At 36.5% G+C, this 25,967-nt stretch carries 19 protein-coding genes; 1 reads left to right on the top strand and 18 read right to left on the bottom strand.

What is annotated here, in order from left to right:
- Positions 1-6: 6 nt before the first annotated feature.
- The 4 genes from AO058_RS10030 to AO058_RS10015 all read right to left on the bottom strand — a co-directional run bounded on the left by AO058_RS10030 (position 7) and on the right by AO058_RS10015 (position 4,863).
- A complete protein-coding gene (locus tag AO058_RS10030) occupies positions 7-984 on the bottom strand; it encodes a formylglycine-generating enzyme family protein (protein ID WP_075326324.1) in 978 nt (325 codons plus the stop codon).
- A gap of 3 nt (positions 985-987) precedes the next feature.
- On the bottom strand, positions 988-1,914 hold the full coding sequence (locus AO058_RS10025; protein WP_075326322.1) for a hydroxypyruvate isomerase family protein: 927 nt from the start codon (positions 1,912-1,914) through the stop codon (positions 988-990).
- A gap of 2 nt (positions 1,915-1,916) precedes the next feature.
- Positions 1,917-3,593 (bottom strand): beta-N-acetylhexosaminidase, encoded by a 1,677-nt coding sequence (locus AO058_RS10020; protein ID WP_075326321.1) that lies wholly within the window; start codon positions 3,591-3,593, stop codon positions 1,917-1,919.
- A gap of 115 nt (positions 3,594-3,708) precedes the next feature.
- Complete coding sequence (locus AO058_RS10015; protein WP_075326320.1) at positions 3,709-4,863, bottom strand: AGE family epimerase/isomerase; 1,155 nt, start codon at positions 4,861-4,863, stop codon at positions 3,709-3,711.
- A gap of 114 nt (positions 4,864-4,977) precedes the next feature.
- Here AO058_RS10015 and AO058_RS10010 point away from each other — a divergent pair, with 114 nt between their 5' ends.
- Positions 4,978-5,685 (top strand): FadR/GntR family transcriptional regulator, encoded by a 708-nt coding sequence (locus AO058_RS10010; RefSeq protein WP_075326319.1) that lies wholly within the window; start codon positions 4,978-4,980, stop codon positions 5,683-5,685.
- A gap of 4 nt (positions 5,686-5,689) precedes the next feature.
- Here AO058_RS10010 and AO058_RS10005 read toward each other — a convergent pair whose 3' ends face one another.
- From AO058_RS10005 to AO058_RS09940, 14 genes are all read right to left on the bottom strand, one after another.
- Entirely contained in the window at positions 5,690-6,412 is a 723-nt protein-coding gene (locus AO058_RS10005) for a 3-keto-disaccharide hydrolase (RefSeq protein ID WP_232228823.1), read from the bottom strand.
- Positions 6,413-6,699: 287 nt separating this feature from the next.
- Positions 6,700-7,824 carry a sialidase family protein gene (locus AO058_RS10000; protein WP_232228822.1) on the bottom strand — a complete coding sequence of 375 codons (1,125 nt, stop codon included), beginning with the start codon at positions 7,822-7,824 and terminating at the stop codon, positions 6,700-6,702.
- A 93-nt stretch (positions 7,825-7,917) separates the two neighbouring features.
- Positions 7,918-9,423 carry a RagB/SusD family nutrient uptake outer membrane protein gene (locus tag AO058_RS09995; RefSeq protein ID WP_075326317.1) on the bottom strand — a complete coding sequence of 502 codons (1,506 nt, stop codon included), beginning with the start codon at positions 9,421-9,423 and terminating at the stop codon, positions 7,918-7,920.
- 15 nt (positions 9,424-9,438) lie between these two features.
- Complete coding sequence (locus AO058_RS09990) at positions 9,439-12,726, bottom strand: SusC/RagA family TonB-linked outer membrane protein (RefSeq protein ID WP_232228821.1); 3,288 nt, start codon at positions 12,724-12,726, stop codon at positions 9,439-9,441.
- A 90-nt stretch (positions 12,727-12,816) separates the two neighbouring features.
- Entirely contained in the window at positions 12,817-13,713 is an 897-nt protein-coding gene (locus tag AO058_RS09985; protein ID WP_075326316.1) for a dihydrodipicolinate synthase family protein, read from the bottom strand.
- A gap of 47 nt (positions 13,714-13,760) precedes the next feature.
- Entirely contained in the window at positions 13,761-14,531 is a 771-nt protein-coding gene (gene agaR, locus AO058_RS09980; protein ID WP_075326315.1) for a transcriptional repressor AgaR, read from the bottom strand.
- A 204-nt stretch (positions 14,532-14,735) separates the two neighbouring features.
- Entirely contained in the window at positions 14,736-16,145 is a 1,410-nt protein-coding gene (locus AO058_RS09975) for a Gfo/Idh/MocA family protein (protein WP_075326314.1), read from the bottom strand.
- A 119-nt stretch (positions 16,146-16,264) separates the two neighbouring features.
- Complete coding sequence (locus AO058_RS09970; RefSeq protein ID WP_075327942.1) at positions 16,265-17,254, bottom strand: amidohydrolase family protein; 990 nt, start codon at positions 17,252-17,254, stop codon at positions 16,265-16,267.
- Between the two features lie 88 nt (positions 17,255-17,342).
- Entirely contained in the window at positions 17,343-18,167 is an 825-nt protein-coding gene (locus AO058_RS09965) for a class II fructose-bisphosphate aldolase (protein ID WP_075326313.1), read from the bottom strand.
- Positions 18,167-19,111, bottom strand: a complete 945-nt coding sequence (locus AO058_RS09960; RefSeq protein WP_075326312.1) for a carbohydrate kinase family protein — start codon at positions 19,109-19,111, stop codon at positions 18,167-18,169. Before AO058_RS09960 ends, AO058_RS09965 begins: the two co-directional genes overlap by 1 nt.
- Positions 19,104-20,027, bottom strand: a complete 924-nt coding sequence (locus AO058_RS09955) for a 1-phosphofructokinase family hexose kinase (protein ID WP_075326311.1) — start codon at positions 20,025-20,027, stop codon at positions 19,104-19,106. Before AO058_RS09955 ends, AO058_RS09960 begins: the two co-directional genes overlap by 8 nt.
- Positions 20,017-21,180, bottom strand: coding sequence for an SIS domain-containing protein (locus tag AO058_RS09950; RefSeq protein WP_075326310.1), 1,164 nt, complete (start codon positions 21,178-21,180; stop codon positions 20,017-20,019). Before AO058_RS09950 ends, AO058_RS09955 begins: the two co-directional genes overlap by 11 nt.
- Positions 21,181-21,325: 145 nt before the next feature.
- Positions 21,326-22,738 (bottom strand): arylsulfatase, encoded by a 1,413-nt coding sequence (locus AO058_RS09945; RefSeq protein ID WP_075326309.1) that lies wholly within the window; start codon positions 22,736-22,738, stop codon positions 21,326-21,328.
- A 31-nt stretch (positions 22,739-22,769) separates the two neighbouring features.
- Positions 22,770-25,889 carry a glycoside hydrolase family 2 TIM barrel-domain containing protein gene (locus AO058_RS09940; protein ID WP_075326308.1) on the bottom strand — a complete coding sequence of 1,040 codons (3,120 nt, stop codon included), beginning with the start codon at positions 25,887-25,889 and terminating at the stop codon, positions 22,770-22,772.
- Positions 25,890-25,967: the final 78 nt, after the last annotated feature.

Genomic DNA, 25,967 nt, shown 5'->3' with positions numbered 1-25,967 from the left:
TTTAAATCAAGGAGTAATTGGCCCCCAATATTTTTCATAATCTGATGCTGCTGGCGGATTGGGGTCTCTTACAATCCTAAATCCTACAAATTGAGCATCGGTATTCCACCATTTACTTTTCGGGAATTGAGGGTCGCGCATTTTCCAGTTCTCACTGGATCCGAAACGAGCAGCACTTCTTAAGTATTCAGCATCATCATAGTAAGAGCCTCCCCTCACACTATGAGGATATTCATTTTCTGGTACTGCAAAAGGATTAGGGGTCAGATCCTCCCTGTTCTTATAAGTATCAGCGCTATAAGCATCTAAAGTCCACTCCGCAACATTTCCGTGCATATCATAAAGTCCCCATTGGTTTGGTTTCTTTGAACCCACGGCATGATAATGACCGTCACTATTTTCATAAAACCAGGCATATTCATCTAAATCGTCAGGATTGTCGCCAAAATGGTAAGCAGATTGATTCCCAGCCCTGGCAGCATATTCCCATTCTGCCTCAGTGGGTAAGCGATAAAAATATCCTGTTTTTGCTGAAAGCCATTTACAGAATTTTTGCGCGGCCAGATATGTTATATTCACTACCGGCATACCATCGCCTGTTCCCATTCCCAAACTCATATCTACATAAGGCACAGTAGCACCTGAAATAGCATCAACTTTAATAGTTACATCCTTAGCCTTATTCTCTAATGGCAAATCATTTAACGGACGCTCCAGGTAGAGCTTAAAAAGCTTCCATGTAATTTCGTGAGATGCCATCCAAAAAGGATCAATCTGTACCTTATGTAACGGTGCTTCATCTTCATAATGACCAAATTCTTCTGGCGAACTACCCATTTGAAATTCCCCGCCAGGAATAGCAATCATTTTAATCTCTAGATCTGTACCTGAAAGTTCCTGAACATAATTTTCTAACTTGTCCTGGCCGTAAAATTCAACAGAAGCCAAAGTTAGACAGGTAACAAAAAATTTTATATATCTCATTTTTTAAAAATCGTCACTTTGTTTATATGCTTCTATTACGGCGATTTCGCCCTTTTTTCCCTGCAGGGAGTTCCCATGTTCCATACCTACTATCCCGTCGAAACCTTTTGAATGGATATATTTAAATACATTTTTATAATTGATCTCACCGGTAGTGGGTTCATTTCTTCCCGGGTTATCGCCTACCTGAAAGTATGTTATCTCATCCCAACTGGCCTCAATATTAGGAATTAGGTTCCCTTCTTGTATTTGCTGATGATAAATATCAAAAAGTATTTTGCAGGACGGACTATCTACCGCTTTACAAATTTGATAGGCCTGGGGGGATTCGCTCAAAAATAAACCAGGATGATCTCTAAAATTAAGAGGCTCCAAAACCATTGTAAGTCCGTGGGGTTCTAAAATATCGGCAGCGCGCCTTAGAGATTCAATTACATTTGCAGTTTGATATTGCATATTTAGACGTTGATCCACATAACCGGGCACCACTGTCATCCATTTAGCATTAACGCGTTTTGCAACCTCTACCGATTCCCTTATCTCTTTTAGAAATTCATTTTGCAAGTCTTTATTTCCACTAGCTAAGTTAGGCTCAGTCCAGTAAATAGTATGGGCTACAAAAACACCCATGCGTATATTTCTTTTGGTCATTGTCGCAGCCATTTCTTCCTGTAACGCTACGGCCCTACCTTTCATTCCATTATCCTCAAAAGCCTTAAAACCCTGATCAGCCATAAAATTAAGCTGATCTATGGGATCTTCTCCTGCGTGGCTACGAAACATTCCCAGGTGAGGGGCATAATCAAGATTAAAATTATCCTCATTTAAAAAAGTATTTTCATTGAAATTAGCGGCAAAAGCTCCTACCGGCGCCAAACCTGCCAAAGCAGATGCTGCTATATTTTGCTTAACAAAGGTTCTTCTATTCATTATTATTTAGCTGCTGTAGGTTCATTTTTAATTGATTGAGAATCTTCAAAAACATGTGTGGCATAATTTAAATCCATTTCGTCGTAGTGTTTTTTAAATTCGGTTAGCCTGCTTTTAAATTCTTCCCAATTACGTTCTTCAGGATAGGTCCAAACTACCTCAGATAAAGCAGTCATTCTCGGTAAAATCATATACTCTACGTAATCTGAATCTTTCATATATTCAGTCCAAACATTGGCTTGCGCTCCCATAATATACTTTGCTTCCTCAGTTGATAATTCTTCAGGAACGGGATCAAAAGAATATACATGTTCAACAGTAGAATTGCCGCCAATTGCCAGAGGTTCATTTTCAGGATTGGCTTGATAATGGTCAAAATACAAATGAGTATTTGGAGTCATCACTACATTATGCTTTTGTTTAGCAGCTTCAATCCCACCCTGGTTACCTCTCCAGGACATTACCGTGGCATTAGGAGCAAGGCCTCCCTCAAGAATCTCGTCCCAACCAATTATTTGACGGCCATTTCTATTTAGAAATTTCTCAATTCGCCTAATAAAATAGCTTTGCAATTCGTGTTCATCTTTTAGCCCCTCTCGTTTTATAACTTCCTGTGCCTGGGTACTTTTTTCCCATTCTGTTTTTGGTGCTTCATCTCCACCAATATGAATATATTCACTTGGGAATAATTCCATAACCTCGGTTAAAACATTTTCCAGGAATTCAAAAGTTTCTTCTTTTGGTGCCAATATTTCGTCAAACACCCCCCATTTTGTAGCCACTTCATAGGGGCCTGTATTATTACCTAATTCTGGATAGGCAGCTAAAACTGCGCGAGAGTGGCCCGGCAATTCTATTTCAGGTATAACAGTTACATGTCTTTTGGCAGCATACTCCACGATATCTTTTACTTCTTCTTGCGTGTAATATCCCCCATATTCTTTGCCATCACCTTTATATGGATCAAAATTCTTTTCTATCATCGTTTCTTTCCTAATAGAGCCAATCTCGGTAAGTTTAGGATATTGTTTAATTTCGATTCTCCACCCCTGATCTTCGGTTAAATGCCAGTGGAAAGTGTTCATTTTATGGATTGCTATTAGATCTATATATTTTTTAATGAACGCTACCGGAAATATATGTCGGGCCACATCTAAATGCATGCCACGATAATTAAATGCTGGTGCATCTGAAATAGCTACGGCAGGAATACTGATTGTTGCAGATTCATTTTGAAATTTAGATTTTAAAGGAAGAAGTTGTTTTAGCGTTTGGATCCCATAAAAAACACCTTTAGCTGAAGCTCCTTCAACTACAACCTTTTCGTGTGTGATCTTTAAATTATAGGCTTCATCCTGATCAAAATCAGTTGAAATTTTAAGACTAATGCTTCTTTCCACTTCATCTCTATCAGATTTAATTGCTGGGGTAAAACCGGCAATTTCCCCAATATAATCCGCAAGAAATTCAGCTTCCTGACTTAATTCTTCACTTGCCTGTATTTGAGTATTCTCGTCTATAACAAAAATCCCATTTGAAGTTTCCATTTTTTGTGGAAGCGGAATTATAGCATAATCTTGCTTTTTATTTTCAACTTGTGCAAATTCATCGTAAGATTTGGATTGATCACAGGAGATAAGAGTGGCAGCTAAAATTAAGAAGGCAGTAAATTTTTTCATAATTAACTTTCTATATATAAATTTTGCATAAATATAATTATCATATCGAAAATTAAAAATTTATACTTCATAATTTTTAACTTTCGATATCTTTAAAAATAAAAATCACCTTTAATTAATGAGAATTTTCAATATTTTCGAAAGCCTGCCAGCATTGATACATAGCACGAGGCACATGAAAACAACCTTTCCATTTCCCTCCTTTTAAACTAAGGTGTGGTTCACCCTGCCTATTTAAATAGCCAAACCACTCGCCATTCTTTTCGTCGGAAAATTTACTCCACGCATATTCATGGACTTTTTTATACCACTCCCATACTTCCTGGTTCTTGGTTAAACTATAGGCTTTTGAGAGCGCCACAAGGGCTTCCAGGTGTACCCACCAAAGTTTTTGATCCCATTCTAACTGCTGGGGTGGATAACCTTTAATATCAAGAAAGTAAAAAATTCCGCCGTATTGCTTATCCCAGCCAAATTCTAAGGTATTTAAAACAACCTGGACCGCTTCATCCAACAATTTTTTATCATTCTTTCTTTCTGCAATATCCATCATGAACCACATTGCTTCAATACCGTGGCCTGGGTTAATAAGACGACCTTCAAAACTATCTGAAAATGAACCGTCCGGATTTAAGTTTTCATAAATTAGTCCATCGTCCTGAAGAAACACCTCCATCACTTCCGTTATGCTGTGTTCCAGCCGCAGATCAACCTCTTCTTTTGGTAAGACCGATTCCAGTTCCAAAACAAGATTGGATAAAATCATTGGAAGGGAAAAATTTCTAAGGGGCCGGTTACCCGTAGTTTTATCGTATTTACCTTTTGGATTTTCCTTTCTATCTAGAATATTATAGTAGGTTTTACGAGCCAGTGCTTCAATCTCTTTATCTCCACTGGCTTTTGCATATTGCCCGAAAGCCATCGTTGCAAAACAATCGGAAAAAATATTATAGGGAGCAATAAGAGGTTTCCCTTCACGGGAAAGGGAAAAATAAAAGTTACCATTTTTATCCATGCCATGAATGCGCAAAAAGTCAATCCCGTTTTTAGCAATGTCAAGCCATTCCTTTTTTTGATCTACATTATTGAAAAGAAACGAATACATCCAGGCCTGCCTTCCCTGCAACCAGACAAATTTATCAGTATCATACACCTGGCCTTCCTGGGTTAAGCACGAAAAATAACCTCCATGTGTCTTATCGATTGAAAAGTTGCTCCAAAAAGGAATAACATCTTCTAAAAGTGCTTTTTTATATATAGTTGAATTCATATTATATGTATAACATAATACGAATATAAAAATTAGTTATATCTTTATCCTCTATTATCTGATATTTTATAAATTATTTTTATTTCTTAGCTTTTTTGGAATATTTGCATGACTATGAAGAACATAAAACCTATTGATACACTTTCTCTGGTTGATAAAGTTGAAATTCGACTCTTAGAATTTTTTAAAAATAACAATTTAAAACCCGGAGATCCAATTCCCAAAGAACTTGAGTTTTCTGAATCACTGGGAGTTAGTCGTACGGTTATAAGGGAGGCATTACTAAGGCTAAGAACCCTTGGATTGGTGGAGTCAAAAAAACATAGAGGCATGGTTCTTACTGAACCAGATATTATAAATAATTTTGCTCGTATTTTAGATCCCACGCTTTTGGGCACCGGTATATTAAAGAATCTTTTTGAACTGCGTTTAATCTTAGAAATGGGAATGGCAGATTTTCTTTTTGAAAGAAAAACCCAAAAAGATTTAGATGATCTGGAAGAGATTGTTGTAAAGGAAGAGGAACAGGAGTCAGATCAAAGCCATTTTAGCCTTGATAAAGAAATAGCTTTTCACGGGAAACTTTACCAAATTTCAAATAATAAAACCCTCCAAGGCTTTCAGCAATTGTTATTACCCGTTTTTGAATATGTTCATTTAAAAAATACTCCGCAAGATTTTAAACATCGATATTCTTCAGGACATTTTGTTACTCACCGAATGTTAATGGATAATATAAAAATTGGAACACCAGAAACATTTAGAAATGCAATGCGTCATCATTTAGAACCTCATTTTGATTCCATTTTTAAAGAAAAATAAACTTTTATTCCAGTTGCTTAATTTTAATATCCCGAAATTCAACTCCTTGCCCTTCGGCCTGGAGACCAATGTATCCCTGGGTTAAAAGTTTTCCATCTTGTTTTATTTCCGGATCATAACCTTCAGTGGTACCACCACCAATTTGAGGTTTTGTATATTTCAATACCGTTTTACCATTCACTTTGTGGATAACAAGACTATCCTGAACTATCAATTCAGCTTGCACCCATTCATTCCATAAATAAGTATCTGAAGAGGAACTAATACAATGCCGTGGATCCATTTCTCCCTCAAAAAAAACTTCAGTGCCCGGGGAACACATATTTCCCGTTGGGCGTGGATTGCCGTCACCGGCATCTGCCAGCATTTGATATTCAACTGAAATTGGCCAATCCTGATTTTTTAAAATTGTTTTAGGATCCTGAGAATGAAACATCACTCCGCTGTTTCGGTAAGTGTAGCCTGGCGCATCTTCCATCCATTCTTCAGTAAAACGATATTCAAATTTTAAGTGGTAATTTGAAAATGGTTTCTTATAAAAAAGATGACCGTATCTTTCGTTAAAACGTTCATATCCCTTATAATTTACCTGAATAACCCCATCTCTAACCTGAAAAGTGTTTTGATAATTATCACCCAATTCATGTTTGTGAATTTTTACTATCCAGTTATCCAGATTTTTTCCATTGAATAAATATTCCCAACCATCATCTTTTTCACTTTTCAAAGTATTTACTTTACAAGAAACCAAAATTAAAATGCTAGCGGAATAACAAAAGAATTTAATAATATTATATTTCATCTGAATATTAAAAAGGAAAATTAGGTGTTAAAATAGTTTAAAAACACCAAAATCAAAATTCCCGGGCGGAATTTTGATTTAGTATTGTAAAAAATCCAGATCTCGGTATTCACAACTGGCTAAATTAAATCAACTGTAATTAATCAAGGAAACCTGTGAAATTATTAAAGAATACCAAGTCTGGATAATTGAAAGTATTTTGGTTATTGTTTTTATTTATCAGTCAACCATTCTAAAGAAAAGCTTGTAAAAAGATTCCTGGAATAGCCATCGGCTTCAAAAAACACACCTATATCACCATTCTCTAAAACCGTAAGATCAGAATAGGCTGCAGATCCAGGATATATAGTTTTTCCTTCACTCCAGGTTTCTCCTTCGTCATAACTTATACGAACGCTTAGGTTTTTTCTTTTCTCGGCATCATTGGAATTTGAAAAAAGCAGTATATCTTTTTCGTTCTTATCTTCACGAGTATACCGAATAATACTTGCATTATTTCCTGGGTCGGTTAATTTAGTTTCGGGACGGGTTTCCCAACTTTCTCCCTTATCATCAGAAATATGTACATATCGATGTCCTTCACCTGTATTCACTCGAGCATTAATCATATATCTTCCATCGGCAAGCTCAATAACCTTAGATTCATCAGCAGGCTGAATTGGGGTGTCGATTAAAAACCAGCTTTCTCCGTGGTCATCACTACCAAATAAGTGTAGACCATTATCCAGGTTTACAAGGGTATGCAGTAACCTCCCGGAGCTTGTTTGTGTTCCACGTCCAGAAGTAATGAATTTAAAATCTTTATGCCATTCATCCTTAGCAATTTCTGCAGTAATATCGCGGGGTTCTGTCCAGGTTTTGCCGTTGTCTTTACTCGAAACTACATGTAGATAATAGATATTCGCTTCATTGTCAAGATCCATAAAGTTATAGAACATAAAAATTTCATCTGTCTCTTCATCAACAATCATAGAAGGGTCTGATGCAGATTCTCCCTCGGGAAAATCAACTACCGTTTCAATTTCGCTCCAGGTTTTACCATTATCGGTACTTCTACGCTGTACAATATTTATATCTTTGCTCCCTCTTAAATCAGCACAAGAAGGTACTCTCTCATCTATTGCAGCTATAAGATCTCCATTAGGAGCAGTTATCAAAGAAGGGATTCGATAACAGGCAATATTCTCTTTAGCTTCTGCACTAAAAAGATCTTCAAACACTAACTCCTGTGTTTTAGGCTCATTAATTTCTTCTATTTTGGCTTCTCTTTCTTTAGCGTTATCATTGCAACCTTGCAAAAAAGCACCGAGCATTATTAGTAATACAATTTTTTTCATAATTTTTAATTTAATTAAATTTTAAAAAAGGCCGCAAGTGCGGCCTTTTCAGCTAACTAACTAACTAATAAATAATAACCATGGGTATAATTATTATTCATAACCTTCTGTTTGTTCCAATAGCGGATTATTGGCTATCATTCCTGGAGAAATTGGTAGTTCCAATTTATAAGCTTCAGCTGCATCCAAACTTTCTATTTCATCAAATATAAATGTGCCTCCTGCACGTCTTAAATCCCACCAACGTTTTCCTTCCCCGATAAATTCTTTTAACCTTTCATCAAGAATTGCACGAGTATTCTCTACCTGAGAGCCACCTGTATAAGCATCTTCGGCTTCTGTATAATCCTCTCCATAAGCTCTCATTCGAATTTGATTGATTTCTTCTGACGGATCTTCCCCTAAATTATTTTTGACCTCAGCCAAAAGCAATATAACATCGGCATACCTAAACAATGGTACATCATTATTACTTAAACGGCTACCTGCTTCAACTACACCCAAAAACTTTTTCAGAATAGAGGCCTGATACCCTTCAGTATCAAATGGAATATGACCTTCATCATTACCATAAAGCCTAATAAAAGTCTCATCCCTACGAGCATCTTCAGTATTATCAATCATTTCCAGTATTTTAATACTTGGACCATAACGGTTACCTCCATTAGAAATAAAATCGGCCATAGAGTTACCATAGGAATCCCAGGTAGCATTTATCTCTGTAGACCGACCAGTAAATAATCCGCTATAAAAATTTCCAGCTTCATCTTGTGTATAATCAAATTTAAAAATGAACTCATTATTATTTTCATTTTCTTCACCCCACAGATCATTGTAATTTTCTACCAGGCTAAAGCCCATTCCTTGTACTTCTTCTAGAGCTAATTTTGCTTCATTATAATCTGTATCTCCCCCGCCAAGGAGTTTACCAGACCATAAATAAACTTTTCCTTTCAAGACCAAACTTGCAGCTTTAGACCAATAGGTTCGCTGCCCATTCCAAAAAGATTCATCATCTCCAAAAGCCTCTAAAGATCTGGCAATATCGCTTTTTACTAATGCCATTACCTCTTCTTTAGAAGAACGAGCTTTAGCTAATTCGCTCGGATTAACGTCTAACAAAGGTTCAGTTGAAATTGGTACTCCACCCCAGGTTTTTAACATTGTAAAATACATAAATGCCCTAATTCCATACACCTGTCCAATAAGGTGAGCTTTATCGGCTTCATTGTCAAATTCGATATTTTCAATATTTAAAAGAAAATCATTAATATGATGCATATAACCGTAAAAACCAGCCCAATTTCCAAATGGCACCTGAGTAGCACTAATATTTTGATTAATTAAATCAAGGTTAGCTGGAGATTCAAAGGTAGGGCCACCCCAAATATCTGACCGAACTTCACCCATAACCCAGAAAGTACTATTATAATTTCTAAAATTAGCATATAAACCAACCTGTGCGGCCCTTGCAGCCTCTTCACTCTCCCAAAACCCATTATAGGTTAGGGTGCTTTCTGGCTGTAGATCTAACTCGCTTTCGCAAGCTCCTAGTGCAAAAACTAAGAAAAGTGCACTAACTATTTTATAAATCCTCATAATAATTATTTTTTATTAAAAACTTAAATTAACCCCCAGAGTATAACTTACCGGTAAGGGGAAGCGACCGCTATCTATACCTCCATTTTCTGGAGAGTAACCGGTATAATCATTAAAGTATGCTAAATTACTTCCCGTTCCATATATTCTAAGGTTTTGGAATACATTACCTATAAGTTCTCCTGGAACATTGTAACTTAAGGTCACCTCCCTAAGAGCTAGGTAGTCCCCTTTTTCCCAATAACGAGAACTACTATTGTACTGTCCTCCATACGGAAAGGACAAGTGGTTACGTTGTGGATCAGTGAAATCGTATCTGGGAACGTTTGTATTTGGATTTTCTTCCGTCCAGGTATCTAACAATTCGTTAGTCCAGTTCATATTTCCTTGAACTTGCGCCATTCCCCGGGATCTTGCATTGTTTTGTATTAGATGGCCTAAAGCAAAGTCAGTCTTTATAAACAAGTTAAAGTTTTTATAGGTAAGATCTGAGGTGAATCCTCCAAAGAAATCTGGTGTAATTCTACCAATTTTCACCCTGTCGCGAAAATCTATAATATTATCACCATTCACATCCCTCCAACGAGAATCCCCTAACTGCTGAAATTCTGGGTTGGTTGCCATTTCTACTCTACGACCTTCGTGCTCTGCCAGATCTGCTTCAGTTTGATAAACTCCTTCTTGAATATAAGCCGTAACAATATCAGTTCCCACTCGTTGTCCTTCCTGTAAACCACCTATATATCGGGTACCATCGGTTTCAGGGTCATAAACCTCAATCCCTCCTTGACGGTTGTTTTCTACCCCGTTATCAGGTAAAGATTCCACATATCTTTTTTGTGTAAAATAAGTACCACCAATATTCCAGTTCCAATTGTCGTTATTGACAATTGTTGCATCCAATTCTAATTCAAAACCTTTATTTCTTAAGGTCCCGTTATTCACAAGGATAGAACTAAATCCAGTCCATTGAGGTAAAGTTAAACCTGCAAGTTTATCATCCACATCTCGAATAAAATAATCTACTAAAAGATTCACACGATTTTTAAACAGGCCTAAATCCAATCCAAAATTGAGTGTAGTGGCACGTTCCCATTTTAGACCAAGTGTTGGTAAATTGGTATTAGCGTAACCGGTTTGACCACCATACACAGCGGTTTCCGCATATAAACCATAAACACCATAATTACTCAATACATCTATATTCCCATTCACCCCATAACTTACACGTGGCTTAATACGCGATACTAAGCTTTCAACATTTGAACTTTCATAAAAGTTTTCATTATGAAGATTCCAACCAAATGATACCCCTGGGAAGAAATCATATTTTTCAGTCCCTAATCTCGAAGTTCCGTCTTGTCTAAAAGTAAGACCTAGTAAATATCTATTATCATAATCATAATTTACCTGCCCAAAAACTGAAGCAATAGCATAATTAGTTTTTGAGGAAGAAGGCACTCCATTAGCTTCTGCTCCCGCATTCAGAGTAGTAATTAAATCGGTAGGAGATAACCTTGTTGCTCCACTCAATACAAAATAGTCTTCTCGAAAAAATTCTCCACCCAACATTGCATTCACATTGTGTTTTTCATTAAAAACATTATCATAAGTAACCGTGGCCGTGGCCTGATTCCTCAATGTTTTTTGATGGCTGGCAGAAGCATTTCTAGTGGTTACTAATGATCCCGCATTTAAGTACGCTTTATTAAAACTCTCATTAGTGTTATTAATAGTAAAATGGGAACCCCTAAGCATTAAGTTGAAATTTTCTATAAACTGCCAGTCCAATTGTACTGATGCAGTAAGACGCTGCTCCAAATTCTCACTTAAAAATTTATCCTTATAGTATAATGGATTACCAAAACTAGTATTTGTACCAGGGTTTGGATCATCACTTAAACTCCCATCGGGATTATTATTATAAATCCTGGACGTAGGTGGTTGCCCCGCCGCACGTTCGAATATTTGATTATCATTACCCAAATAAGTACCATTAACTTCGGAATGCGCATAAAGTAAATTTGAAGAAACTTTAAAATTATCTTTTACGTTATAGGATCCGTTAAACGTTCCTGAAAACCGTTCAAAACCAGAACCAATAACAATACCTTGATCATCAAGATATCCCAAACCGGCATAATAAGTACCTTTCTCATTACCGCCATCAAAAGAAAGAGAATGATCTTTTGAATGACTATTTTGAAAAAACAACTCACTCATATCATTTTCTTGAAAAATTAACTGCTGCGACGGATTTATAGGATCTTGAATGGAACTCCAACCTGGCTGATCTAGCAAATATCTATTATCCTCTCCTAAAATCATTGTAGTAAAAGGAGAGGTTGTAGTGTTATTGCCAGTTCCCATCCCCTGGGGTCCTACTAGAAAATTATTAAATGCGCCTTCACCAAGTACTCTTTGTGTATTTCTAATGGCCCTACGATTATAAATAATAAAATCTTCGGCCCCAAGATATTCTGGGGTGTCCCGTCTTTCATTGATAGTATACCTATGCCTATAGGTAATGTTAGAACGTCCAGCTTTTCCTTTTTTGGTAGTTACCAGAATAACTCCGTTTGCAGCTCGCGCACCATATACGGCAGTAGAAGCAGCATCCTTTAAGACTTCCATAGATTCAATATCGTCGGAATTTAAAGCATAAAAGGATCCAGGAACTCCGTCAATTAAAATTAATGGACTACCGCCACCACCAAAATCACTCCCCCCACGTAGGGAGATACTTGGTGTAGCTCCGGGTTGTCCAGTGTTTTGAGTTACACGTAAACCTGCAATAGTACCCTGAAGCGCTGTAGCCGCATTAGATCTAGGCGCGCTTTCCAGTACCTTAGTATCTAATTTGGAAACTGCTGTAGCCATATTACTCCTCAACTGGGTGGAATACCCGGTAACAACCACTTCATCCAGGCTGGATAGATCTTCTTCAAGAATAACATTAATTTCAGAATCCCCGTCTTCTACAACGATTTCGGTAGTCTTGAAACCTATATAACTAAAGGATAAAGTTTCTCCCTGGGATACTTCTATATTATATGCTCCATCAAAATCGGTTTGAACACCACGATTAGTATTTTTCACTAATACATTAACTCCAGGTATAGGGATTCCTGCTTCATCTGAAACAACTCCTGAAACTTCGAAATCCTGAGATTGCATCGTAAAGCCAAAACACAAAAATACAAGCCCACCCAATAGTACTTTATTAGTGAAATCTGGTCGAGATAATTGTAATACCTTATTCAAAAGGTATCTCCAATCATCCATAATTAATCTTTTTTTCATAAAATTAGGATTTAATTTGTTTGTTTTTAACACTGCTAATATAAATAAAAGCATTATGTTATACATAATAATTTAATAAAAAAATTTTCGTTATGATGAAAAATATTCGGATAAGCCAATGTTTTCAAAAGTTTCGAAAGCATTTTTTATTTCAGAATCTTTTAAAGTAGGGTGCGGATAACGAGAGGGGCCACAATCTACGCCAAGCTTCTTCATAAAACTTTTCCCAGATCCATTAAAGCTTCCATAGCTACTTAATGTTTCTACAAATTTGACTACAAAACTCTGTAATTGTGCAGCTTTCTGAAGATTACCTTTATCAAATTCTTCCTTTATTTTATAAAAAAGTGGTGATAAATGATTGTAAGTACTTCCAACCCAACCACCAGCCAGTAAGCCTAGTGAAGAATAAAAAGCTTCATCTACTCCAAAGAAAATATCCAAATCAGGATGACCCAGACTCATTTTTTGAAATTCTACGAGATTATTCTCAGTAAATTTAATACCAGCAAAATTGGGAATTTGTTCCTTAGCTTTTTCAGCAAAAGTCAGCATTGGAAAATTTACACCGGTTAAAACAGGTAAGTGATAGTAGTAGAAAGGAAGGTCTTTTGCCTTTAATGCAATTGACTTACAATAGTCAATTAATTGCTGGATATTTGAAGGTTTAAAATAAAAAGGAGCTATTGCTGCCACTGCATCTGCCCTTCCCACTGAAGAAGCTGCAAGAATTTCTGCCTCTTTCAGGCTATTGCTTCCTACGTGATTTATTAAGTATAAGCCATTTGATTTATGATCTGCCCAGGCTTCCAGGAGCTCTGTACGCTCATTAGTGGTTAAGGAAACAAAATCACCAGTTGAACCATTAATAAAAACTCCAGATAGTTTATTCCTTTTTAGAAAATCGGCATACGGACCAACCATCCCAGGATTAATGCTCCAATCATCTTTCATAGGCGCATAAGTCGCCGCAAACAAGTTTTTCATTTGATATGTATTATGTATTACATATCAAATATATAAAATATTATCTTTTATTCACCTTTTCCTGCAATTAAAACTTCCACGTTATTCTTTTGTAACATCTTAAGGTCGTTCTCATCAATTCCATCGTCGGTAATAACCTTATCTATATGTTCAAAATTCTGAATAAAAGCCAGGCCGGTTTTTTTGAACTTAGTAGAATCTGCCACCACAATTACTTCTTCAGCAATCTCAATCATTATTTGATTTAGATATGCCTCTTCCATATGGTGGGTGAAAAAACCGACATTACTTCTAATACTATCTACTCCAAGAAACAATTTATTACAAAAAAGCTGTTTTAAATTGCGCTCCGCCATTGGCCCCACTAAGGACATGGAAAATTCCTTTAAATATCCGCCAGGCATATAAACTTTTAAATTATCAAACTGAGCTAGATTGTTAACAATGTCCAGTGCATTAGAAATAACCGTAATTTCCTTAAACTTCCCCAGATTACTCGCAATTTCAAAAGTAGTTGTTCCTGAGTCCAGAATAATAGAATCATTTTCCTGGATAAGACCAACAGCGGTCTTCCCAATTAGCCGTTTAAGATCGCGATTAATACTTTTCTTTTCTGATACCGCTAAGGCCAGGTTATTTGTCTTAAAAGCACCTCCATGAGCCCTAACAAGGAGTTTATTTTTTTCTAATTTATCTAAATCGTTACGAATAGTAACTTCACTCACACTAAAGTGCTCACTTAATTCGGTTACATTCACTTTATTTGTTTCATCTAAAATTTCCAAAATTTTAGATCGGCGTGCTGCGGCTTTTCTCATAGATTAGCTTTGATTTATTTAGTTAACTATTTTCCCTATTAGAGGTATAGTTACTTTTTTATTATTTATTCCAAAATTAGACAAAAAATAAAAAATTCCTGTTAGTTATAGACAACAAAACAGGAATTTAAAAAATATTATATTTCGTTTGAAAGTTTTATTCCAAAATATACAAGTTTTTTCGTAATAATGAATAAATAATTTCTAAGCTTTTAATATTACATTGGTTGTTCCACCTCCTTTTAAAGTTACATCTACAGGCTTATTATTCTTCCATGCTCCTCTTGTAAAATCAGGCACGTCCATAGACTGAGCTCTATTGGTAACAGAATCTACTGAAAGAGGGGTGATTGCGCTCCATAAAGCTGCATCGTATACATCCTGGTCTAAAGGAAGGCCATTTCTAAGACAATCAATCAATCTCCAGTCCATGATAAAATCCATTCCTCCATGGCCACCGACTTTCTTCGCCATATCACCTACTTTTTTCACTATTTCAGGAGTATATTTACTTTCAAGTTCAGACATTTCGTTCTCATTTAACCAACTATGTCCCTTAGCTACTCTCTCAGGGCTTGGCCATTTTCTCGCAAAAGCTTTAGTCCCGCTTACTAAGTGTATTCTAGAATAAGGGCGTGGAGAAGTAACATCATGCTGCACCATTATACTTTTTCCATTTTTGGTCTTAATCATGGTGGTATTCATATTTCCAGCATAATCTTTACCAACAAATTGGTCATAAAAAGAATCATCTTTAGCTAATTCTTTAGCTTTCCCAGCCATATGAAAATCATTACTGGATAGGGACGTTAAATAATCCATTTGGTCACCCCTGTTTACATTCATTATCTGGCAAATTGGGCCTAAACCATGAGTTGGATAAAGGTTTCCATCTCTTTCATAGTTCTCTCTTAGACGCCACATATCTTCATAAGCATTTTTCTGAAAATTTAGATCTAATAGATCATGGATATACGCTCCTTCTCCGTGAATAATTTCTCCAAAATAACCTTGGCGTGCCATATTCAAAGTTAAAAGTTCAAAGAAATCATAACAGCAATTTTCAAGCATCATACAATGCTTCTTAGTTCTTTCAGATGTTTCCACAAGCTCCCAACATTCATCTATAGTCTTTGCCGCTGGAACTTCTACTGCAGCATGTTTTCCGGCTTCCATAGCGTATACTGCCATTGGCGTATGCCAGTCCCACGGGGTTGCAATGTAAATTAAATCCAGGTCTTCCCTGTCTACCATTTCTTTCCAGGCATCATCACTCCCCGAATATAAATCGGGATTATGGGAAGTTCCCTTTAAAAGTTCTTTTGCTTTTTCAGCCTGTTTAGGTCTTAAATCACACAGTGCTTTAATCTCCACTCCTTCAATCTGACTCATACGGTTTACCGCACCCGGACCTCTCATTCCCAGACCAATAAAACCAATACGAACGGTATCTAATTTGGGAGCGGCATAACCGCTCATATTAAACTGTTGGGGACCGGTAGGAGCATTTGCTAAAAATGCTTCAGGCCCTTTGCAGTTTAAAAAGCTACTGCTTACCAGTCCAAGCCCGCCAAGACCGGTTATTCTTAAAAAATCTCTTCGGTTATTTTTCATAATAAAAGTTTTAATTCTAGAAAATCTGTATAGTTATTAAGTACTTAAGAAGTAGCAGATCATAAAAGATATGTTTTCATACTATTTAAAGCGAACCCGGAAAAACAAACATTAGCAATTTAAAAATCGGAAAAACCATAAGTTTCTTTCGCATTAGTATAGAATATCTTTTCCACAACATCGTTGGGGAGATCGAGACCTTTGAAATCTCCTTGAAATTCCGGAGCGCTCAATGTTTTTGCTGTGGCGAAAAAATCGTAATGAAATTGCCACAAATTTTCAAACCTTCCGGCGATTTCGTCTGCTGGCGTATTACCGTCGTCAATCACATCGGTGCCGTATATAATTCTATCCTGATATTTTATGCAGAAGTTGCGTACAGCTTCCCAATTATCTTTAGCCTGCAATTGTAAATGGCAAACACGCTCAGCTACATCGGTTAAAGTATTTGGATATGCCTCCAAACGAGCAGCAACTTCTTTGATGCTCCACTCCATGCTAAACAAATGAAGCCCCACATAGGTTATTTCGGGGAATTTTTCTAGCATATTATCCCTGGCCTGCATTTGATCTTCATAAGAGGGATATTGCATTTGAAGAAACATATGATATTCGGGATGGTCTTTAAAATAGTTTCTATCTGAATCTACGGTCATTTCATCCAGAGGTAACCAACAATTTCGAGGCTCTCCCTGATGACCTATAAGCATAATTTTATTCTTTTGAATAAAATCAAAAATTGGATCAAAGACAGGATCATCTATCATTACAAAACTGCCGTCTTCGTGATGATAATCAAAACCTACATCCTTCCATATCTTCACCCCTACTGCCCCATTATCTATCCCTCGCTTTATCTGATTGATAGCATCATCTACAAACTCTGAAGTTCCCCATTTTTTAAAATTGAACGTGGTAAAATATTTTATTCTTCCCGGATATTTTTTCTGAAGCTTAAGAATGATCTTTTCCTGTTCTTCAATTTCATCAAAAAATGGGATATTGGTGTTTATAGAAAGAAAACCCGAATTATATTCCATCATTTTCTCCATTTTTTCTGCAGAAAGCGTGTTTAAATGCACGTGCGCATCTATAAATTTTGATATCATATTGTTTTCTTTTTTTAATTCTATTTGCACTTAATTTTTTTCCTCTTCATAGGAAATAGATTTTGGCTGCACTTTATTCTAACAGCTTTTACCTATTATTCTTTACAATTTCTAATTTACCTTTAACCAGTTTTGTAATTTCTTCAGTTGCTACGGGAAATACCTTTCTTAAGTCTATCTCTTCATTATTACGCAATTCACTTTGCAAGGTTTTCATAAAGATATTCTTGATTTCTGTAGCAAGGTTTACTTTACAAATCCCTCTGGAAATGGCTGCCTGCATCTGGGAACCTGGCACTCCAGAACCACCGTGCAATACCAATCCTACAGGAGTAGCTTTTGCAATTTTCTCCAGTAAATCTAATTGTAGCTCAGGTTCTTTTTGGTAAAATCCATGTGCAGTACCAATAGCAACTGCCAGGGCATCAATTCCCGTTTCTTCTACAAATTGTTTGGCTTCTTCGGGTTGAGTAAAAACTTCTTCATCGTGAGATTGTCCTAACTTAGCAACGTACCCCAATTCAGCTTCTACATGTGCTCCATATTTTTTAGCCCGTTCTACAACTTCCCGGGTAATTTGAATATTCTCTTCAAAAGCTAATTCACTACCATCTATCATTACTGAATCAAAACCTGCATCCAGGCAACGCTGCGCTAAATCTACCGAACCACCGTGATCTAAATGAATCCAACCTTCTACTCCAAACTGTTTTAATCCAGTTCTTCCTAAATTTACCGCTGTTTCCAATCCCATATAATCTATAGAGCTCTGGGTAAGTTGTAAAATTAAAGGTTCATTCATTTCTGAAGCGGCACCTAATACCCCATGCAAGGTTTCTAGGTTATAAAAATTAGTAGCCAGAATTCCACGGCCTTCACTTCTCAACTGTTGTAATTTTTCTTTTAATTTCATTATAATTTCTTATTCACGATTTGTTGAATTTTGCTTTTAATTTCTTTCTCATTACTAAAAGCACCAGTACCTCCGGCCGCCGTTGTACTTACTGAGCCTGTGAGATTAGCATAATCAAGGCACTCCCGTAAAGATGCTCCGCTTAGGAATTTCTTTAAGAAACCTGCATTAAAGGAATCACCTGCACCAATGGCATCTTTATATGTGTTGTTTAAATAAGGTTTTATTGTAATATCTTCAGATCCGGATACCACCCTACCACCTTTATCTCCTAATTTTAAAGCCAGAATATTAGTATGGTTTTTTATCGCTTCAATAGCACCTTTTAGATTTTTCTTTCCCGTAAGTTTCAAAAGCTCATTCTCGTTAGGAAGAAAAACATCTACAAATGGTAAACAATTTTTATAATCAAAATCCCATTTATCCTGTGGGTCTACCTGTAAATCTAGAGAAGTACTAAGTCCAGCTTCCTTTGCTTTCTTAAATAGTTCAGTAATATAAGGCTGCATACCAGGCTGCAGAAAATAATTTGAAAAATGAAGATGTGAAAATGTTGAAATATTTTCCCAGGGTATATGTTCTATACTTAGCACACTCATTGCTCCGCAATAAGTTACATTGGCCCTATCCTGATCATAATTCATCACTACGGTAATACCGGTTTTGTGGTGTTCAGAACGACTAATAAACCGAGTATCCACATTTTTTCCTCGTAATTCTTTCAAAATAAAATCACCAAAATTATCCTCTCCAAGCAATCCACAAAAGGAAGTAGGAACACCCAGAGCAGCAATATTCGAAGCTAAAATTGCTGAAGAACTACCCAGGGTAAAATCCATGTTTTCAGCAATTTTTTCAGCACCTATTTCCGGAAAACCCTGAATTTGATTCAAAATAAGATCAATATTCAACTCTCCAACTACCAATAGTTTTTTATTACTCATATACTATCTCTTTTACTTCTACCTGAGGTAATAACCGGTTTACATCTTCTATATGTAACATTCCCAAATCTTCGTTTAAACAGTTTGCTGCCCCACAAGCCACTCCGTAGGCGGCAATTTTAGATGGTGAGAAGTTATTTGCCACCCCATAGGCAATACCTGCAGTAAGACAGTCACCACTCCCTACAGGGCTTATTACCTCATCTATTTTTACATTTGCCTTGATAAGTTTTCCCTTATAAAAAAGTTCCAATCCTTTACTACCACGGGTTAAAGCCACTAGCTCTACCCTGCCGTTCAATGTCTTCAGCAAATCCTCCATATTAGCACTACCACAAAGACTCCCGGCTTCGTGCTCATTAAGGTGCAAACCAAAAAAACCTAATTGAAGTGCATTGTGCAGCTGTTTACCGGTACAATCAAGTATGCTTCGTTTGCCAAAATTCTTTCCTATCTGGATTAATTCGGCATAAGTATCTGCAGAAATTCCCCTGGGCCAGGAACCAGCCATACAAATAATGCTGGTATGTTCAATTAAACGTACATATCCCTGTTTAAAATCTTCCCAGTTCATTTTAGTAAGGCTGGGTCCCGGTTCTAAAATCTCGGTATTATTAAATGCTTTATTTTCCGATAAAAATGTATAACACTTCCTATTATTGTCTTTTAAACTAACTCCATTTATATAAACACCCCTCTTTAAGCATTGCTTTTTTATCCATTCTCCAGAGGATCCACCCCAAAAGGCGTATAACATAGATTCTGTTCCTAGTTCTGCAAGGGCAAGGGCTATATGGGTGGCTTTACCACCTGGATATTCTTTTATATTTGATATTCTATTTGATTGGCCGGCAACAAGATTATTCATCCAGGCGTAACTATCTATAGAAGGATTAGGACAAAGATTAAGAATCATGCTCTATTTTTTCAGGATATTCATAAATTTTCACGCCTTGCACTACCCGGCTTATTGCTCCAGAAATCGAGGGGTTATCTGGATTTAGACCTAACTGTAAAGATTTATAATAACCCATAATCTGGCCCACCAGAGTCGCAGGTACAATATTTAACTGCTGATTTGAATTTAAATTTAAATCTATATTTAGACAGGAATGGAGGACTTTATCTTCTGAACGGCCAATACTTACACATTCTATCGTTCTGGGATCTTTTGCAATAGATTTTGCAAGATCTAATTCATATTTATAAACATGGTCACTAGGCGAGAAAAGATAAACCAATAAGGTTTGTTCATTAGTCACTGCACGCGGACCGTGTCTAAAACCTAAAAAGGAATCATGTTTACAAATAATCTGACCATCTGTTAATTCCTGAAGTTTTAAATGACATTCCCGGGCAATTGCTAGCATAGGTCCAGAACCCAAAAATACCACGCGTTCAAAATATTTCGCCGAAATTTCTTTAAAAGCCTTTGCACTATCCAGAAGAAGATTCCCCTGGTTCATTATTCGTTTCAATTCCAGTTTATGACTTTCCAAATTCTTTAGATCACTAACCAATAATATACTTAGTAACATTGAAGTAAAACTCCCAGTCATTGCAAGGCTTTTGTCATTCGCTTTTTCCGGGAGTAAAATGGCTAAAGCGGTTTTTGTATTAGCTCTGGTATATTTAAATAACTCCCCTTCTTTATTGCAGGTAATCACTAAATGAAAAATTTCAGAGCAAAAACTGTCGGCTAAATTTACAGTTTCAACACTTTCCGGACTGTTACCGGAACGAGCAAAAGATACTAAAAGCACTGGATGATCTTTAGGAAAAAAAAGCTCAGGATGGGTGACTAAATCGGTTGTAGCAATGGCACGTGTAGTACGTTTGCTGTTTTTTTGAACCAGCCCTTGAGCTGCTTCTCCTACGAAAGCTGAAGACCCAGCCCCGGTTAAAATTATTTCTAAACCATTCTTATTCAAGATTGGGTCTAAAAAAGCTTTGATTTCTTTTTGTTGTGCTTGAATTAGATCAAAAACCGATTGCCATAATTCTGGTTGACCTTCTATTTCTTGTTTGGTATGTGAGACACTTTGTTCTCCTGATTTATTCTCCTTCATATATATTATAAGTTACCTCCAACTTTCTTTTTTCAAATAAAACAAAAAAAATTGAAAACGAAAAATTTTTTTTCGTTTTACAGATTTTTTTAAACTTTTAATTAACGAAACGAAAGTTTTGATTTAGATATTAATGGTATTTTTTCTAAAAATTAAAGTTCTTGTTCGGTGTTCTTACAGAATTCATTAATTGCGATAGTTCAAGAGTTTTTTGAGGATATTCTTCTGCGAGATTCGTTTGTTCCCCTGGATCTGATTCAATATTAAATAGCGCTACCGGAGCATTTAGATTTTCATTTACATTAAGACGAATAACTTTCCATTCTTCTTGTAATAAAGCTTGTTTCCCACCAAACTCGTGAAACTCCCAGTATAAATATTCGTGTTGTTCTTGATTTCCTTTTCCCGTAAGTGTCGGTAAAAAAGAAAGGCCGTCAATTGAATTTCCTTTAATTTTGGCCTCAGTAATTTCTGCAAGAGTAGGATAAACATCCCAAAATGCTCCTTTAAAATCGCTGGTACTACCGGCTTCTACTACTCCCGGCCACTGAACAATAAATGGCTCCTTAATTCCTCCTTCATATAAATCTCTTTTCACTCCACGATAATCACCGCTACTTCTAAAAAAGTCAACATCTGCCTGGCGTCGTCCGCCTTCCAGGTGGGTACCGTTATCACTAGTGAAAATGACTATAGTGTTCTCTTCAAGCCCCTGTTTTTTTAGTTGGGTTATCACCTTCCCTACGTAAGCATCTATACTTTCCACCAACGCCGCATAGGCCGCTTTAGGATATTCTTGTGAACCGTAATGTCGTCCTTCAGGCCAGGCTTTCTCCGGCTCATATTTGCTTGAGCCATCTTTGTTTAAATGCGGCTCTATATATGTGTTAGGGACAACAAGTTCTGCGTGAGGAATGGTAAACGATAAATACAGAAAAAATGGAACATTTTTTTTCCGTTCTTCAATAAAGTTAACTGCAGCATCGGTAAACAGTTCATTGGCGTAACTATTAGGAAGGGTTTTCTCTTTAGTTAATAGTCCGTTTTCTATCACATCCAGGGAATCGGGTTGTTGATAATGGGCGTCTACGTGGTGCAAATGGCCAAGAAATTCATCCCAGTCCCTTTTTTCGGGTGAACCAGTGCTACCGGCAAGCCCTAGCCCCCACTTCCCATACATTGCAGTGGTATATCCCTGCTCCTTTAAAATTTCGGGGATAATTTTCTTGTCGGGATTTAGCGGAAATTCCCCATTCCCTCTTACTTCAGTATTTCCAGTATGTTGCCCTGTTAACAATGCCGCTCTAGACGGCGCACAAACGGTACTACCTGCGTAAAAGTTTTCAAATTTCATCCCATTTGTCGCCAGTTGGTCAATATTGGGAGTCTTAATAATATTCTGACCATAGACCCCGATATCTCCAATACCTAAATCATCAGCCATAATAAAAACTATATTTGGCATTGATTTTTGTGATTTCTCCTCTTGCTGTTTAGCGTTATCTCCACAAGCCAGAATAAGAAAACTTAACCCAAGTAGATGAATTATTTTTTTCATTTTAAATTTTTAAGCCTGTTAATAATCCTTGTTATTCCAGGGGAGAAATTATATAGCTATACTCATAATCCTGAAAAGGTATGCGGTACTTTTCTAAAGCAAGGCTACCCCAGCTATTAATGCCGGCCACACCCATTTGTTTGAGTTCTACATCGAGATGAATTACATCATCTTCTTCCAATAGTCGCGAATGCTCCTGGCTCTTTTTTGCCGATGGATAAAGTTGTTCTAATGAATAAGGCAATGCGGAAACATTTAATAGCTTATCAATATAATCTATTTTTATTCCTTTTTTCTTTCCTTGAGAAACTGTTGCCCAACGTACATCTGTTTTATTCCCCGATTCCTGCGGACGGATATATGGATGATATTGATCTTTTACCAGGCCTTTATAAATTCCTACCATAGCGCTAAACTTTCTATCGGCATAGCTTTCCCAGGGGCCACGTCCATACCAGCTGAAGTCTTCCAGGTCCTTAGGTAATTGCATAGAATTTCCTACCTTCAACAATAATTTATGGTCTCCCCCAAGGGCTTTAAAACTATTCGTTACTTTTATTTTTGCGTTATCATATAACTCGAAAGTTTGAATAAATTCAGCATCATCATTGAGTAAAGAATAGTGTACTTCTACTAGATACCCTCCACTTTTAAGGTTTTCATGTCTAAAATTCTTAATCTTTAAACCTGGGTTTTTTAGATAATCCAAACTTTTATTTAAGCCCGCACCAAAATCATTATCGACTAAGGGTCGAAAAAGAGAAAGTTTAGGTCCTTTTTCAATTAGGATATCTCTCTTATATTCATAATCAAAAAACCGACCTGTTTTTTTATCAAATTTCACAGAAAACCTTCTTTTTGAGATTTTCAAAATTTCTTCAGTTTCTTCTACATTAAAGGTCGTCGGGTTTAATTTAGGCGCGGTAGATACCGGTTTAGTAATAGCAAATTCATCTTCTGCTAAAAGCGTACCCGCCTCCATTAAATTTTCATCACTGGCAAGTTTAGCTTTAATATGTACTCTGAATTCGGCAGTAGTATCCGTTGGAATTTCAAAATCTAATGGAATTTCAGTTATATTTTGCGGAACAAGAGATATGGGCGCAACATTAGTTGAGTTTACTATTTCTCCATTTTTAAGCAAATCTATTTCATATTTAAAATTAGCTAGATCACGAAAAAAATACTTATTAGTAATTTCTATCCTTCGATTTGCATTATTAAATTCGAAGCCAATTTCCTGATGTACTTTTCTAACCTCATACGCATGAGGATTCCAGGTACGATCTGGCATAATCACTCCATTAACCAAAAAGTTATTATCGCTGGGGGTTTCTTCTGGACCCCAATCCCCGCCATAACTAAAAATTTTCTTTCCATCTACTTCCTTGTAAATCCCCTGGTCTACCCAATCCCAGATATAACCGCCCTGTAAGCCATCATATTCTTCGATAACCTCCCAGTATTCTTTAAAGTTACCCATACTATTGCCCATGGCATGTGCATACTCACTCATAATATACGGACGTTCCAAACCATTTTCAGCATAATATTTCATGGTATTGGGGTGAGGATATTGGGGTACAATTATATCTGTATTCCATTCGGTAGTGGAACGTTCGTATTGAACCGGCCGTGTAGGATCAAAAGCTTTAATCCAATTGTAAGCTTTATAAAAATTATAACCATTCCCGGCTTCGTTCCCCATACTCCAGGCCACAATAGAAGGAAAGTTTTTATCCCTCTCTACCATCCGTTTAATTCTAAGCATATGCGCGTGCTCCCATTCAGGATCATTTCCAAGGGTACGTTCAGGGTCATAATACATCCCGTGAGATTCTATATTTGCTTCATCAATGACGTAAAAACCGTATTGATCACATAACTCGTACCACCGAGGGTCATTGGGATAATGAGAAAGTCTAACCGCGTTCATATTAAGCTCTTTCATTATTCTTATATCTGTAAGCATTTGTTCCTCGGTAACCACATGGTGAGTTTCAGGATGAGATTCATGTCTATTTACTCCTTTAAACAAAACGGGTTTACCATTCACCAAAAATTGGTTGCCTTTCACTTCATAAGTTTTAAAACCGACTTTTTGTTTAATACTTTCTATAGTCTTTCCTTTTGGTGATTTTAAATTAATAATGAGATCGTATAAATAAGGCGTTTCAGCAGACCAGGCATTCACATTCTTTATTTTCTCTTCAAAACGCAGCAAGGTTTTTCCATTTTTACGCTTTAAGCCAATAGTGGGTTTTTCTTCTTTATAGAGAAGAACACCATTCTTATCCTTTAAAAGAACCTCAACAATATTCTCACCCTGATCGGTATTAGTTCGATTCCAGAGTTCAATATCAAAGCTTAATTCTCCATCTCGATAATTATTAATTAACCCACTTTTTACAAAAAGATCGTAAAAATGTACCTGGGGACGCGAATACAAATAAACATTCCTCTGAATTCCACTAATTCGCCAAAAATCCTGCGCTTCCAGATAACTACCATCACTCCAACGTCTTACTTCCAGCGTAATTAAATTTTCACCTGATTGAAGATAATTTGTCAATTCAAACTCTGACTCCAGCTTACTATCTTCCCCCATACCAACATACTCACCATTCACATACAGCTTAAACGCAGATTTTACTGCTCCTAGATGGAGAAAAACTTGTTGATCTTTCCAGGCTTCCGGCAGTGTAAAATTACGGCGGTAAATACCTGTTGGTTGTTTTTTGTTTTCTATAAATGGAGGATTTGGATTATCTACCGCAAACTCAAAAGGATGGTTCACATATATGGGAGTGCCATACCCATTAAACTCCCAATTAGCTGGAACTTTAAAATCATCCCAGTCTGAATCATCGAAACTTTCCCTTTGAAAGTTTTCAGGAAGATATTTATAATGTTCTTTCCAAAGAAACTTCCAGGTGCCGTTAAGATCTAGAAATCTATTTGATTTTGATTTATCTCTGAGATGGGCAAGTTCTTCATTTTCAAAAGGAAAATAGGAAGCCCGCATAGGTAAGCGGTTCTCTTCCTGATAATTTGGATTTTGGAAGACATCTACATCGTTTTGGTGTTGGGCAAATATCGAGGTGAAACAAAACAGGAAGAAAAAAGAAACAGAAAAAATTATCTTTATCATTACAAAATATTTTAAAAAACAATGTTACGAAATTTTTTATTTTTCATTATATCAATTTTTTAAATTTTATAAATACTT

This window comes from Salegentibacter sp. T436, from assembly GCF_001932675.1.
Classification (GTDB): domain Bacteria; phylum Bacteroidota; class Bacteroidia; order Flavobacteriales; family Flavobacteriaceae; genus Salegentibacter; species Salegentibacter agarivorans.
The sequence above is the reverse complement of the archived record's forward strand: the minus strand, read 5'-3'. Positions and strand labels throughout refer to the sequence as shown.